This is a genomic window from Streptosporangium sp. NPDC049078 (assembly GCF_040648855.1).
Taxonomy (GTDB): Bacteria; Actinomycetota; Actinomycetes; order Streptosporangiales; family Streptosporangiaceae; genus Streptosporangium.
Genome location: NZ_JBEZEL010000028.1, coordinates 1 through 12,755 on the forward strand (window position 1 = coordinate 1; position 12,755 = coordinate 12,755).

Sequence of the window (12,755 nt, forward strand, 5' to 3'; positions counted from 1 at the left end):
ATCGGCCGCGAGCTCGCCGCCTGCCAGGCGAGGGTGATGCTGCGCAGCGGCGCGTACGTCTCCCACGACGACGGCTACTACCGCGAGCGCACCCCGTACACCCGGATCGACGGAGAACTGCGCGCGGCGCTGGAGATCTGGGCGCACGTGCTGAGCGTCCCCGAGCCCGACCTGGCCGTGGTCGGGTTCGGCAAGCGCGACGCCCCCTTCGACGAGGGGCTGCCGATCCCGCGCGGAGCCGTCGCGGACGCGACGGTGCTCAAGGTCCAGGATCAGCACACGCTCCTGAGGCCGGCACCGGGCTCGCCGGTGCGGCCGGGCGACCTGGTGTCGTTCGGCATCTCCCACCCGTGCACCGCCTTCGACAAGTGGCGGACCATCCCGGTGGTCGACGAGGAGTATGTCGTCGTCGATCTGATAAACACCTTTTTCTGAATTTCCATCGCTGAGGATTGCTGAGGATTGGCGAGATGAGCGACAAGCAGGAGCTGAGGACGAACGAGGGCGCGGCACCCGTCGGGGCGTACTCGCAGGGTCTCGTGGTCGGCGACTTCGTCTACACCTCGGGCATGGGGCCGCTCAGCCCCGAGACCGGCGAGGTCGTCGGGACCGACGTGGCCGAGCAGACCCACCAGGTGATGCGCAACCTCGGCGCGATCCTCGCGGCCCACGGGCTGGGCTTCGACGACGTGGTGAAGTCGACCGTGCACCTGGAGCACCTCAAGCGTGACTTCGCCGCCTACAACGAGGTGTACAAGTCGTATTTCACCCGCCCGTACCCGGTTCGCACGACCGTCGGCTCGGACCTGATGGACATCCTCGTCGAGATCGACTTCGTGGCCTACAAGCCGCGTTAGAGTCTGACCGACTTCGTGGGAGGGCGGCGGCTTGGACAGCTCGCTATACGTCTACGTCGAGGACGTGCGCGGGGAGGGCCTTGAGGCGGTCCTCGACCGGATCACCGGATACGGCGTGACGGGCGTGACCGTGGCCGCGGCCTACCACCGTGCCCGCGACGTCACCCCGCACGGCCGCCCCCGGGTGACGATCCGCAACGACGGCGCGCACTTCACGCCGCCCGCCGACCTGTTCGGCGGGCTGCGCCTGGTGCCGCCCGTCCAGGACGGCGCCGAGGACGAGCCACTGGCCGCCCTGCGCGAGGCCACCGCCGCACGGGGGCTCGCCCTGCACGGCTGGACCGTCTTCCTGCAGAACACCACGCTCGGCCTGGCCAACCCGGACGTGACCGTACGCGACTGCTTCGGCGACCGCGGCTCGCCCGCCGACCTGTGCCCCTCCCACCCCGACGTGCGCCTGTACGCGGTCGCGCTGGGTCGGGCGGTGGCGAGGCAGGGTGTCGACAGCGTGGTGGCCGAGGCGCTGCACTACGGAACCTTCGGCCACGGCTACCACCACGAGCGCAGCTTCGTCCCGCTCGGGCCGATGGACGCCTTCCTGCTCGGCCTGTGCTTCTGCGGTTTCTGCATGCGCCGCGCCGCCGACCTGGGCGTGAACGCGGAGGTGGCGCGCGAGGAGTGCTCCAGGATCGTGGGCGCCGTGTTCGACGGCGACCCTCCCGCCCAGGGTGAGGTGACCCGCGCGGCCCTGACCGCGTACGCGGGGCCCGAGGTGGTCGCCTACGCGCGGGCCCGTTCGGAGACGGTGACCTCGCTGGTCTCCGAGGTCTCCACCGCCGTCACCGACGAGGGCTCGCGTCTCGTCTTCCTCGACGGGACCGGTGCGGTGAAGGGCTACACCGACGGGCTGCCCTCGCCGGGGCTCGCCGCGCACGACTCCTGGCAGCTCGGCGTCGACCTGGTCGCCCTCGGCGACCTGGTGCCCTCGCTCGGCGTGCTCGCCTACGCCAGGGACGTGGCCAGGGTGGCCGACGACGTCGCCGCCTACCGCCGCTCCACGGGCAAGGACAAGGAGTTGCGGGTCGTGCTGCGCCCCGGCCTGCCCGACACCGACTCGGCCGACCGGCTCGCCGCCAAGGTCCGCGCCGTACGGGCCTCGGGCGCCGACGCGGTCGACTTCTACGCGTACGGGCTCATGCCCTACCCGATCCTGGACCGCATCCCGGGGGCGCTCTCCGCCTGAGACCGGCCTGGTCCGGTGAGACCGGCTTGGTTCGGCGAGACCGGCCTGGTCCGGCGAGACCGGCCGGAGGAGGCCGATGTCTGGTCGGCCGGGGGTCTTCGCGAGGCGAGGCTCGGGTTCTGCGGCGGGTCCACGAGCGGGTTCGTGGGTGGGGTCGCGAGCAGGTTCATGAGCGGTTTCACGAGCGGGTCGGTGGGAGGGTCAGGAGGCGCGGGCGCCGTCCAGGACGGTGCTCACGGCGCGGGCGGCGAAGTCGTCGTCGAGGGGCAGGCCGCGGAAGACCGCGCGCAGCCAGACCGCTCCGGCGAGCAGGTCGACGATGAGCATGGGGTCGGCCCCGGCCGGCAGCTCGCCGCGCCGCCGCGCGCGGTCGAAGACGGCCCGCTCCCGCGCGAACCGGTCGGCGAAGAAGCGCCGGGTTGCCTCGGCGAGCTCGGGGTGGTGAACGGCGGCGCCGAGGGCCGCGACCGCGACGTCGGAGGCGGGCGGACGGGTGAGCAGGGCGGCGACCCCGCCGACCAGGGCCTCCAGATCCCCTCTGAGGTCGCCGGTGTCGGGCGGCTCCATCGCGAGCAGGTCGGCCTCGACCAGGGCGGCGGCGAGTAGTGCCGCCTTCGACGTCCACCACCGGTAGATCGTGGTCTTGTTCACCCCCGACCGCTCGGCGACCCCTTCCACCGTCAGGCCCTCGTATCCCTTGGTGGCGAGGAGTTCGAGCGTCGCCTGGAAGATCTGCTGTTCCTTGCGCGGTGCCATGGGCCGACTATAACGACTCATAGCAACGCAACGGTGCGTTGTGTTTTAATCGACGCAATTCCCGGCCGGGCCATCTCCCCGATCGGGCCGACCCCCTGGAGGCGTGCGTGCTCCCCGTCGTTCTCGTCCACGGCATCCGGCTCAGCGCGACCATGTGGGACCCCGTCCTCTCCCACCTCTCCCGCCTGGGGCGTCCCGCGACGGCCGTGGACCTGCCGGGCCACGGCACCCGCCGGGGCGAGCCGTTCACGATGGACGCGGCGGCGTCGGCGGTCGCGGACGCCGTCGACGCCCTCGGCGGCCGGGCGCTCGTGGCCGGGCTCTCCCTCGGCGGATACGTCGGCATCGCCACCGCGGAACGCTTCCCCGCGCGGGTGGCCGGGCTGATGGCGATCGGATGCACCGGACTCGGCTCGGCGGCGGGCCCCCACCGGTTCGCCGCCTCGCTCGCCGCCCGGAATCCGTCGCTCGCGAACCGGATCAGCTCCTACACCCTTCGTCGTCTCCTGCCGGGTCCCGTGGGGGAGGCGATGGTGGCCGGGGGAGTCTTCTGCGAGGTGATGCCCCAGGCCGTCGACGCCGTCGCCGACCAGGACCAGCTCACGGCACTGGCCTCCTACCCGGGACGCGTGTGGCTGGTCAACGGCACCCGGGACCCGTTCCGGGTGCACGAACGCGCCTTCCTGCGCGCCTGCGGGAACGGACGGCTCATCCTCGTCCCCCGCAGGGGGCACCTCGGCGTGCTGGCGGCGCCGGGAGCGCTGGCCAGGCTGGCGGGTGACCTGTGCGACCAGGTGGACCACTGTCCGCACACCGGAGCGGAGCGGCGCGTCTAGACGGACCCGCGCGTCCAGATGATCGCGTACCCCCACGTATGCCTCGTATGTCGAGGTGGTCTCGTGTGTTCAGACGGAGCGACCGGAGAGGGCGGTCGCGACGCCGAGACCCAGGTAGACGATCCCGCTGAAGTGGCCGATCAGCGGCGCCCTGCTCCTCAGCCGCCCGCCCACGGCACCTGCCGCTACGGCGTAGATCAGGTCGGAGAGCAGGCCCAGGAAGAGCAGGGTTCCGCCCAGGACGGCGATCTGCAGCGGCACCGCGCCCGCCTCCGGCTCCACGAACTGGGGCAGGAAGGCGAGGAAGAAGAGGATCACCTTGGGATTGAGCACGTTGACGACCACGCCCTCCAGGAAGATCGCCCGAAGCGGCTGCGGCGGGGTCTCCCGGCTCGCGAACTCCTGCCTGCTCGTCAGTGCCCGGATGCCCAGGTAGACCAGGTAGGCCACCCCGGCCCACTTGATCACGTTGAACAGGGTCGCCGACCGGGCGATCACGTACGAGAGACCGGCCGCCGCCGCGGCGATGTGCACCAGCGTGCCCACCTCGACGCCGAGCGCACTCGCCACCCCGGCGGCGCGGCCCTGGGAGACGGCTCGGGTGATGATGTAGATGTGGTTCGGGCCCGGAATGAGGACCAGTGCCAGCGACGCGATCGAGAAGATCAGCAATGTGGACGGGGAGACCATGCCCCGACGATAGGGGCGGCCCGGCCCTCGCCGTCAGGGCCAATGCCTGGACCTTTTGGTGTACCAATCGGCCTAGGTTCGCCCCTTACTGATGTACCAATCGTTCCCCGTTCATCCCCTGCGGGTGGAATGTCGATTCCGTCAGTGCCCCGTGCGATACTCGCCGACGTGGGGTGGAACAGCACGCGGAGTGTTCTGATCGGGCGGTCGGCGGAGCTCGATCGCCTGACCGCGGTGCTCGACACCGCGGCCGCCGGGCAGGCCGGGGTCGCCCTCGTGGGAGGCGACGCGGGCATCGGCAAGACCCGCCTGATCACCGAGCTGGCCGGACGGGCCGAGGCGGCGGGGTTCGCCGTGCTCGTCGGCCAGTGCGCCGAACTCGGCGACGCCCTTCCCTACCTCCCGCTCGCCGACGCCCTGCGTTCGGCACGAGGGGAGTTGCGCGCGGCGCTCGACGAGCGGCCCGTCCTCGGCAGGCTGCTGCCCGGCGGCACCGACCAGGGCAGGGAGAGCACGTCGGGCCTGACGCAGCAGCAGCTCTTCGGCTCGATGCTCGGCTTCCTGGCCACGCGGCCCGTGCTGCTCGTCCTGGAGGACCTGCACTGGGCCGACCAGTCCACCCGCGACCTGCTGGTCTTCCTCAGCCGGATGCTGCAGACCGAGCGCGTCTGCCTCGTCGGCACCTACCGCACCGACGACCTCCACCGCCGCCACCCCTTGCGCCGGGTCCTCGCGGAGCTCAAGCGCCTCCCCTCGGTGACGCCGGTGGAGCTGGAGCCTCTCGACCGCCACGAGATGACCGACTACCTCGCCGCGCTCGGCGGCACCGACGCCGGCGTGATGAGGAAGGTCGTCGACCGGGCCGAGGGCAACCCGTTCTACGCCCAGGAGCTGCTGGACGCCGCCTCCGAGGGCTCCTCGATCCCCGACGGCCTGGCCGGCCTGCTGCTCTCCCGGACGGAGCCGCTCTCCGACCCCGCGCAGCGGGTGCTCGGCGGCGCGGCCGTCGCGGGCCGCCGGGCCGACCACGACCTGCTCCAGCAGGCCTCGGGCCTCGACGACCTCGCCTTCGAGGAGAGCATGCGGGAGATCGTCTCGCGCGGCCTGCTCCGCCCCGACGGGGAGTACGGCTACGCCTTCCGGCACGCGCTTCTCCAGGAGGTCGTCTACCACGACCTGCTGCCCGGCGAGCGGACCAGGATGCACGCCGAGTTCGCCCGCCTGCTGACCGGCCGAGGAGGTTCGGCTGCCGAGCTCGCCCACCACTACCTGGCGGGCCACGACCTGCCGGGGGCGCTCGCCGCGTCCGTGGAGGCGGGACGCAGGGCCGAGCGGCTGGGGGCACCCGCCGAGGCACACCGCCACTTCGACCAGGCACTCGGGCTCTGGGACCGCGTTCCCGACGCCGAGCGGCTGGCCGGGATCGACCACATCGCCCTCGCGGCGCGCAGCGCCGCCGCGGCGGCCGACAGCGGCGACAACCACCGGGCGATCTCCCAGCTCCGGAGTCTCCCGCCCTCCGCCGAGATCAACGAGCGGCTCTCGTACTACCTCATCGACGCCGAGGACGCCGAGGGCTCGATCGCCGCCGCGTACGCCGCCGTCGAGGCCGCGCCGGAGGGACCCGTGCTCGCCCGCGCCCTCGCCACCTACGCCCGTTCGCTCTACTGGACCGAACGCCACCACGAGGTCGAGGCCCTCGCGAGGCGTGCCCTGGAGGCGGCCCGCGCGAGCGGCGCCGCCGACGCCGAGACCAGCGCGCTGATCACCCTCGCCGCCATCGCCGCGCTCGCCGACGACATCTCCCGCGCCAAGGACCTGCTCGCCTGCGCGACCGCGGAGAGCTCGGGCAACCTCGCCATCGACCTGCGGGCCATGTTCACCTACGCCCGGGTCCAGTACGAGAACGGCGACCTCGCCGAGGCGGCGACCACCACCGACCGGGGGCTGCGGCTGGCGCGCGAGAGCGGTCTCAACTGGAGCACCTACGGCACCGACCTGCGCTTCCTGCGCCTCCTCATTCACTACGTCGCGGGGGAGTGGGACCTGGCAGAGAAGGTCGCCTCCGGGTTCGCCGTCCGCGTCGGCACCCCCTCCGAGGCACTCCTGTCGTCCTTCGCGCTCTTCGTCGAGGTGGCCAGGGGCCTGCCCGTCGTCGAGGACCGCCTGTCGTGGCTGGAGCCCTTCTGGCCGGACGACGTGACGATCGCCGCCATGAGCCGCGGCCTGGCCGCCGAGCACGCCCTGTGGCGCGGCGACCCGGAGACGGCGCTCGAACACGCCCGCGCGGGGCTCGACGTCATCCTCCCCAACGACCCCGCCGTGATCCGGCTCAGCGGCACCGCCCTGTGGGCGCTGACGGACCTGGGCCGCGCGGAGGAGGCCGACGCCTTCCTGGAGCGGGCCAGGGTGCCCGCCGCCGTCGGCCCCGGCTCCGTCCGGCGGGGCCCGCTCGGTCCGGAAGGGCTGGCCTGGCTCGCCAAAGCCGAGGCCGAATGGCACCGCGCGCACGGCCGCTTCGACGTCGCGGCGTGGCGAGCGGTGGTCGAGGCCTTCGACTTCGGATTCGTCTACGAGGTCGCGCGCTCGCGGTGGCGGCTGGCCGAGGCGCTGCTCGTCGAGGGCGACCGCGCCGACGCGTTGAAAGAATGGAAGCTCGCCGTCGAGGCCGCCGAGTCACTGGGCGCCCGGCCGCTCGGCGCGGCCCTGGCGGAGCTGGGACGCAGGGCGCGCTTCACCTCCACACCGCCGACCCTGCTCACCGCCCGAGAGCAGGAGGTGCTCGCCCTGGTGGCCGAGGGCCTGCCCAACCGCGAGATCGGCGAGAGGCTGTTCATCGCGCAGAAGACGGTGAGCGTGCACGTCTCCAACATCCTGGGCAAACTGGGCGTCTCCTCCCGCACCCAGGCCGCCGCCGTGGCCCACCGGGACGGTCTCGTCTGACCCGGGTGGATCCGCGTGGGCCGCACGGCTCATGCGGCCTCGTCAAGACCGGCCGATGGCGTGACTCACGCCGGTACGGCCCTTGACCGGCGTGACCCGTGGTCGGTGCGGCCCACGACGGGTGGACTGCGGCCGGCGGGGTTCGCGACGGGGGTCTGCGGCCGACGCGGTCCGCGACGTCGTCGTCCCGTGAGGTCAGGCTCTGCCCTGGCCGCTGCGCGCGGTCAGGGCGAGGTCCCGTACGACCTGGATCAGCTCGGCCGGATCGAAGGGTTTCGTGAGGTAGGCGTCGACCCCGATCCCGAGACCCCGCCGCTTGTCGTCCTCCTGTGCCCGCGCGGTGATCAGGACCACCTTGATATGGCTGGTCCCCTCGTCACCCCGCAGCCTGGTGGCCGTCATCCAGCCGTCCAGCCTGGGCATCATGACGTCCAGAGTGATGACGTCGGGCATCACGTCCAGCACCCGATCCAGGCAGTCCTGCCCGTCGGAGGCCGTGTCCACCTGGAACCCCTCCAGGGTCAGGTTGACCGCGATGAGCTGCCGGATGACGTCGTCATCATCCACTACCAAGACCTTGCCCAGAACCTCTCCCACGGCGTGAGGCTAACTCCTCTCTCCCGTCCACGCGCGGCTTTCCGAAGATGTGTACGCGTAACCGTCACCGCGTGACGGGTTTCCCAGGGCCGAGCCCTCCCCTCTGCGTCCCCGGCGGCATCGCGGCCACCCCGAGTCGTCAAACGCGTCCGACGAAGCGGCTCCAGGACCTGCCTGCCCATCGGAAGACCCCGACGCCCCCGCTGCCGGGTGACCGAGTCGAGCAGCGGTGTGCTCACTCTCCGACCGCAGGACGGTGGACGCACCGCGCGGGAGGATCACTCTAAGTTGGGCACATGGCACCGCAGAGATTGCAGTCGATCAGGATCGAGGGATATTCCTCGATTCGCTCCGCCACGGTGGAGTTGCGTGATCTCATGATCCGCCGCGGCCTGTCCGCCGCCCGAGGCCGTCACCGCGACGGCCAGGCCGTCATCGCGGTCCCGCACTACACCTGGGACCACGAGGCCCGCGTCCAGGCCGCGATGCTGCAGGCCACCCGCCCAGGCTGGTCGGTGCTGTACAGCACTGGCAGCCGCCTGTTCCACGCCATCGCCACCTGGCCCGTCCCGGAGCCGCTGATCATCTGTGGCCGGACCCTGGAGGGGTTGAAGACCCAGATGTACGAGGCCGAGACGACCGTCCTGCACCGCTGGGCGCTCACCTCCAGTTCGGTCAGCATCGGCCGCTTCTGACGAACGGGCACGGCGGCCCCATCCCTTCCCCGGTCCCAGGGGGCGCCGTGCCGCCCACGACCTACCACGCGAGAACGAAAAACGGTACGTCACAAGGGTGGGCCGCCCACCCGGCTCACCCGCCTCAGAGGTCCCCGCGATGAACCTTCCTGCGACAGAACCGATTACTGGACGGAGCACGTATCGCACCCGCGAAGGGTGATTTCGGATTCAGTTCCATGCTTTGAGTTCGGCCTCCCAGGTGCGCCCGGCGGCTTTGCCCACCACGAGAGGGTCCGCGAATGTGATGACGAGTTCCGTCAGATCGGCGAAGTGCGGTGGGTGGTCGGCGTCGGTCTGGCCTTGTCGTCGTATCCAGGCCAAATATGAGGACTGTCGTCGCACCGGTAGGTCGCTTATCCGGGAACTCAGCGGCTCGAGGACTACGCCCCTGTGCTCGGCGGTGGCCCTGATTGCTGCGGTAAGTTCGTCGCCGTTCAAGTTGTTGAGCGAAATCAACCGGTAAATGTCGGCGTAATCCCGGTCCCGAGTATTGAGGGCACCCAGGGACACCGCCGTGACGACTTTCTCTGCGATGACCGTGGCGAGGGGGTATCCGTACAGCTGGAAGCTCCCGCCTGCCAGTTGCTGGGGATAGTTGATGAGCTGAGGCGCGGGTGTGACGGGGTCGCCGAAGCTGACATCCAGTTGGAGCTTTAACCGGGCGCGTGCGATGTTCGAGGCCATGGAGAGTCGGAGCCCGTGATATTCGTCGTCCTGGCGTATTGGTACCGTCTTGAGGGAAGCCGGGTCAAAGGTCACGCCATCATCGACGACTGTTTCGGCTATCCCCGCTATCCGTCGGATGATCTCGGCGTCATCTCCGGGAAAAGCACGGCCAAGGATGTCGATGTCCCTCGTCATGCGGCGGGCGCCGAACTGAGCCAGAAGCAGACCACCCTTGAGAACGAAGTGCCGTCCACCGAGCGGTGAGGCAGCCAGTCGAAAGAGGAATCGTTCGAGCACGTACTCGACCATGATCTCGTCAGTGGATCTGCCCTCTCGGCGGGCCAGGGCACGTAGGTCGTTGTATACCTGTCCAGCGGCATCAGTGCGGGGCGGGTTGGGCATCAGGCCAGCACCGCCTTAACCGCTGGGCGGATCGCTGACATCGCATTCAGTCTCTCGGCCATGTTCTGAAGGTCAATGACCGCCGAACCACCACGGGTGCGTAGGTATCGGCCGAGCGCGGAAAGAGCCAAGTCCTCTCCGATCCGATGGCGATATCGCATCGCGTCGACCACACTCCGAGGTGCGCTGTACACAGGGATCCTCTCTCCCGGGGCGGCTTGGAACTCCTCGCGGCCGAGGTCGAACGTGTCGGCTGCGTACTGGGACACCACGACAGGCGGATATGAAATCGAGGGACGATGACTGCCGCGTGCCACTGCGATGTGAACAGCCGAAGGTATGTCGTCGATGAGCTCGTGAAGTGCAAGAGCTGACTCTCCGCAGACGATCGCGCGGGGCACCCGGGTGCACACGGCCAGCAGATCAAGGTGTGCTGTCTCCGGAGCGTCCACCTGGCGGTAGACCCCCCGCGACAGCTCGTCGAGCTTTTCATTCGCTGTCAGTAACGCAAGATCACGAGAGGAGACTCCGGCATGACGCGCCTGAGCAGCGGTGAACGTGGGTCGCAAGGCTGCCAACCGCGCTTCGGACGCTCGCTCCTCCTTCGTCTTCATGTATCAAATCCTACCCATTGACCTAGGTGTAGGGGAGGATTTGATACATGGAAGGTGAGGGGTCGGCGTGGCATGTGCTCCAGAAGGCCCATACGGTTCGTTCGTGGCACCAGCTGCGCCTGAGGGGGAGATTTAATCGCAGCGACCAAACCGTCGCCGCGGTCCCGCGTTACACCTGGGATTACGAAGTCTGCGCCCTGGCCGTGATACTGCAGGCCCGCCGTGCCGCCCACGACGTACCGCGCGAGGACGAAACGCGGTGCGTCACGCGGGCGGGTCGTACACCTGGCCCGCCCATGCTCTTCAGGGGGCGGCGTTCCAGTCGGTGATCCAGGCGCGGATGTTCTTCTCCAGAGCCCGGACGCTCTTGTGGGCCCCGCAGCGGATCTTCTGTTCGGTCGGGTAGTCCGAAGCCTGCCGCCTGAAATCGATGTTCACGTTCATGGGGAATCCCCGCATGGCGGTAGGTAGAGCATGAGCCGACGCCGATAACATGTCGCCAAGGTCGGGGCCGGCCATCTAGGTTGCAGCCCATGGCGAATATCTCCATGACGGATCGGTGCGACTGCGGTGCGGCGGCCGGCCCACTGGGCATGTGCGTGGACTATTATCACGGGATCCTGGCCGAGGAGCAGTCGGATCCGCAGATGTACAAGTGGCACGGGCCCGTGGTCATGACATATCTTCTGCAGCATCCTTCCAGAGCTCATGAGAAATACCTCGACGGCCAGTTTCGCCAGTTGCAGCTCTACGTGGATCAGGGCCTTGACGCGTGGCTCCGCCTGTCGGCTCATCAGGTGGCACGGAACAACCATCGGGCACGCCTGGGCTATGACATGACGCTGTTGGCGGCATACGCACCGCTCCCGAAAGGTGAACCTTCCGGCTTCCGCGCCTCGTTCAGCGGGATGCCGTTCAGGGACGGCAGTTTTGTGTTCGACGGACATCTGGCGTACGGGGATCACATCAAAGCCATCGCCGAAGCGACGGTGGAGTCCTGGAGATCCGTTCAGAGTTGATGATCGAAGGCCGGCGTGAGGGGTGCGTAGACATCGGCCGAGCACATCAGAGCCCGGACCGGTAGACGGTCGACGCAGCACGACAAGTTTTGGACAAGCCGACGTGGCTAGCGTGCACCGTAGCTAAGTCGGGAGCGGCCATGCCTTCTTCAGCGCCAGTCGGTCCGCGAATTCGTCTGGGCAGCAGAGATGGCAGCTCTTTCCACATGGCATGCGGGGTGTTGATCGCGTTGTGTGGCGCGCTGGCAGCCTTCGCCTTCAATGCGATCTATGCGAGGGGCTGGATCGATCTGGAGGTTTATCGGGAAGGTGGAGCGGCGGTACTGCAGCATACCTCTGTCTACAGCTTGATCGTGGGTGACAATTCGCTGAGGTTCAGCTACTCGCCGTTCGCGGCGATGCTGTTCACGCCTCTTGCGTTGGCCGGAATGAAGACCGCCGTCGCCCTATGGGTGCTGATCTCCATACTCGCCCTTGAGGTTTTGATATGGATTCTCGTCGGTCGCGCTGCGGTGGAGCGCCATAGCCGCCGGACTGCTCGTACGTTGTTGGTCGTTGTCGCGATGCTTCCCTTGTATCCGGTGACGCTGACGTTGTGGAATGGGCAGATAGGTATCATCCTGCTACTGGTGACAGTTGTAGACCTGACGCACGGCAAAGAGAAGTGGCACGGCATAGGAACGGGCGTCGCCGCCGGCATCAAACTCACCTCGCTGATATTCATCCCCTACCTTCTCGTCACGCGTCGCTTCCGGGTCGCCCTGATGGCGGTCCTCGGTTTTCTCGGCACGGTGGCCCTCGGATTCCTGGTGCTGCCGGCCGATTCACGTGATTACTGGGGTGGTGAATTTCTCGACACGCAACGGGTGATCGCCGGGCAGGGTGTGAATTTCTTCAATCAGTCGCTTCGCGGCATGCTCATGCTCGTGTCCAGCTCCTGGCCCACCGTGCCCCTCTGGCTCGTCCTGTGCGCGGTGGTCGGCGCGGGTGGACTTTGGGTCGCCGCACGGACCGCGAAGGAGGTGGGAGAGCTCGCCGGAATCACCGCCTGCGCCATCGTGGGACTACTTGTCTCACCCGTCTCCTGGCCACACCACTGGGTCTGGTGCGTACCGCTCCTGGTGCTCTGGGCGCAGCGCGCTCAGCGCGTGGACTCCACGCTTGAGAAGGTGGGTGTGGGGCTCTTGTGGTTCGTCTTTCTGCTGCCCGGATATATCGTCCTGGCGACGCTTTTCATATATCCGTCCCACGTCGGAACGTGGCTGATGCCGCTGACGGGTAGTTACGTGCTCGGTGGACTGTCGATATTGCTGGCGCTTGCGGTTCGTTTCGGCCGAAGCGATTGGCGGCAAAGAAGGCACGGGTCGGTCGACGGCTAGGACCTTCGAGGGGCAG

Annotated in this window: 13 protein-coding genes and 1 pseudogene; 8 read left to right on the forward strand and 6 right to left on the reverse strand. The window is 68.8% G+C overall.

What is annotated here, in order from left to right; all coding sequences use genetic code 11:
• The 3 genes and pseudogenes from AB0B90_RS35995 to AB0B90_RS36005 all read left to right on the forward strand — a co-directional run.
• Nucleotides 1–435 (forward strand): annotated as a pseudogene (locus AB0B90_RS35995) (alanine racemase); the annotation flags it as partial.
• 35 nt (nucleotides 436–470) lie between these two features.
• The gene (locus tag AB0B90_RS36000) at nucleotides 471–857 is read left to right on the forward strand and encodes a Rid family detoxifying hydrolase (protein WP_350948466.1); all 387 of its coding nucleotides are present in this window, start codon (nucleotides 471–473) and stop codon (nucleotides 855–857) included.
• A 31-nt stretch (nucleotides 858–888) separates the two neighbouring features.
• Nucleotides 889–2,100 carry a hypothetical protein gene (locus AB0B90_RS36005; protein WP_362926489.1) on the forward strand — a complete coding sequence of 404 codons (1,212 nt, stop codon included), beginning with the start codon at nucleotides 889–891 and terminating at the stop codon, nucleotides 2,098–2,100.
• A gap of 201 nt (nucleotides 2,101–2,301) precedes the next feature.
• Here AB0B90_RS36005 and AB0B90_RS36010 read toward each other — a convergent pair whose 3' ends face one another.
• Nucleotides 2,302–2,856, reverse strand: coding sequence for a TetR/AcrR family transcriptional regulator (locus AB0B90_RS36010; protein WP_362926490.1), 555 nt, complete (start codon nucleotides 2,854–2,856; stop codon nucleotides 2,302–2,304).
• Between the two features lie 107 nt (nucleotides 2,857–2,963).
• Between AB0B90_RS36010 and AB0B90_RS36015 the strand changes: the two genes are divergently transcribed.
• Entirely contained in the window at nucleotides 2,964–3,692 is a 729-nt protein-coding gene (locus AB0B90_RS36015; RefSeq protein ID WP_362926491.1) for an alpha/beta hydrolase, read from the forward strand.
• Nucleotides 3,693–3,761: 69 nt separating this feature from the next.
• Here the strand turns inward: AB0B90_RS36015 and AB0B90_RS36020 are convergent, their stop codons facing one another.
• The gene (locus AB0B90_RS36020) at nucleotides 3,762–4,382 is read right to left on the reverse strand and encodes a LysE family translocator (RefSeq protein WP_350948470.1); all 621 of its coding nucleotides are present in this window, start codon (nucleotides 4,380–4,382) and stop codon (nucleotides 3,762–3,764) included.
• 144 nt (nucleotides 4,383–4,526) lie between these two features.
• Between AB0B90_RS36020 and AB0B90_RS36025 the strand changes: the two genes are divergently transcribed.
• Nucleotides 4,527–7,325: an AAA family ATPase gene (locus AB0B90_RS36025; RefSeq protein WP_362926492.1), complete on the forward strand. Its 2,799-nt coding sequence runs from the start codon at nucleotides 4,527–4,529 to the stop codon at nucleotides 7,323–7,325.
• A gap of 195 nt (nucleotides 7,326–7,520) precedes the next feature.
• Here AB0B90_RS36025 and AB0B90_RS36030 read toward each other — a convergent pair whose 3' ends face one another.
• The gene (locus AB0B90_RS36030; RefSeq protein WP_350948600.1) at nucleotides 7,521–7,910 is read right to left on the reverse strand and encodes a response regulator; all 390 of its coding nucleotides are present in this window, start codon (nucleotides 7,908–7,910) and stop codon (nucleotides 7,521–7,523) included.
• Nucleotides 7,911–8,218: 308 nt separating this feature from the next.
• Between AB0B90_RS36030 and AB0B90_RS36035 the strand changes: the two genes are divergently transcribed.
• Nucleotides 8,219–8,617 (forward strand): hypothetical protein, encoded by a 399-nt coding sequence (locus AB0B90_RS36035; RefSeq protein ID WP_362926493.1) that lies wholly within the window; start codon nucleotides 8,219–8,221, stop codon nucleotides 8,615–8,617.
• Nucleotides 8,618–8,827: 210 nt separating this feature from the next.
• Here AB0B90_RS36035 and AB0B90_RS36040 read toward each other — a convergent pair whose 3' ends face one another.
• The 3 genes from AB0B90_RS36040 to AB0B90_RS36050 form a co-directional block, all read right to left on the reverse strand.
• Complete coding sequence (locus tag AB0B90_RS36040; protein ID WP_350948473.1) at nucleotides 8,828–9,634, reverse strand: nucleotidyl transferase AbiEii/AbiGii toxin family protein; 807 nt, start codon at nucleotides 9,632–9,634, stop codon at nucleotides 8,828–8,830.
• Between the two features lie 92 nt (nucleotides 9,635–9,726).
• Nucleotides 9,727–10,341 carry a type IV toxin-antitoxin system AbiEi family antitoxin domain-containing protein gene (locus AB0B90_RS36045; protein ID WP_362926494.1) on the reverse strand — a complete coding sequence of 205 codons (615 nt, stop codon included), beginning with the start codon at nucleotides 10,339–10,341 and terminating at the stop codon, nucleotides 9,727–9,729.
• A gap of 303 nt (nucleotides 10,342–10,644) precedes the next feature.
• The gene (locus AB0B90_RS36050; RefSeq protein WP_350948475.1) at nucleotides 10,645–10,785 is read right to left on the reverse strand and encodes a hypothetical protein; all 141 of its coding nucleotides are present in this window, start codon (nucleotides 10,783–10,785) and stop codon (nucleotides 10,645–10,647) included.
• 89 nt (nucleotides 10,786–10,874) lie between these two features.
• On the opposite strand from AB0B90_RS36050, the gene AB0B90_RS36055 reads away from it, so the two are divergent.
• Together AB0B90_RS36055 and AB0B90_RS36060 are read left to right on the forward strand one after the other, a co-directional pair.
• The gene (locus AB0B90_RS36055; protein ID WP_350948477.1) at nucleotides 10,875–11,360 is read left to right on the forward strand and encodes a DUF5946 family protein; all 486 of its coding nucleotides are present in this window, start codon (nucleotides 10,875–10,877) and stop codon (nucleotides 11,358–11,360) included.
• A 218-nt stretch (nucleotides 11,361–11,578) separates the two neighbouring features.
• Nucleotides 11,579–12,739, forward strand: coding sequence for a glycosyltransferase 87 family protein (locus AB0B90_RS36060; protein ID WP_350948478.1), 1,161 nt, complete (start codon nucleotides 11,579–11,581; stop codon nucleotides 12,737–12,739).
• Nucleotides 12,740–12,755: the final 16 nt, after the last annotated feature.

Coding starts and splice junctions, on each gene's coding strand:
- AB0B90_RS36000 (WP_350948466.1), top strand. CDS start 471: ATGAGCGACAAGCAGGAGCTGAGGACGAACGAGGGCGCGGCACCCGTC.
- AB0B90_RS36010 (WP_362926490.1), bottom strand. CDS start 2,856: ATGGCACCGCGCAAGGAACAGCAGATCTTCCAGGCGACGCTCGAACTC.
- AB0B90_RS36020 (WP_350948470.1), bottom strand. CDS start 4,382: ATGGTCTCCCCGTCCACATTGCTGATCTTCTCGATCGCGTCGCTGGCA.
- AB0B90_RS36035 (WP_362926493.1), top strand. CDS start 8,219: ATGGCACCGCAGAGATTGCAGTCGATCAGGATCGAGGGATATTCCTCG.
- AB0B90_RS36040 (WP_350948473.1), bottom strand. CDS start 9,634: ATGGTCGAGTACGTGCTCGAACGATTCCTCTTTCGACTGGCTGCCTCA.
- AB0B90_RS36045 (WP_362926494.1), bottom strand. CDS start 10,341: ATGAAGACGAAGGAGGAGCGAGCGTCCGAAGCGCGGTTGGCAGCCTTG.
- AB0B90_RS36050 (WP_350948475.1), bottom strand. CDS start 10,785: ATGAACGTGAACATCGATTTCAGGCGGCAGGCTTCGGACTACCCGACC.
- AB0B90_RS36055 (WP_350948477.1), top strand. CDS start 10,875: ATGGCGAATATCTCCATGACGGATCGGTGCGACTGCGGTGCGGCGGCC.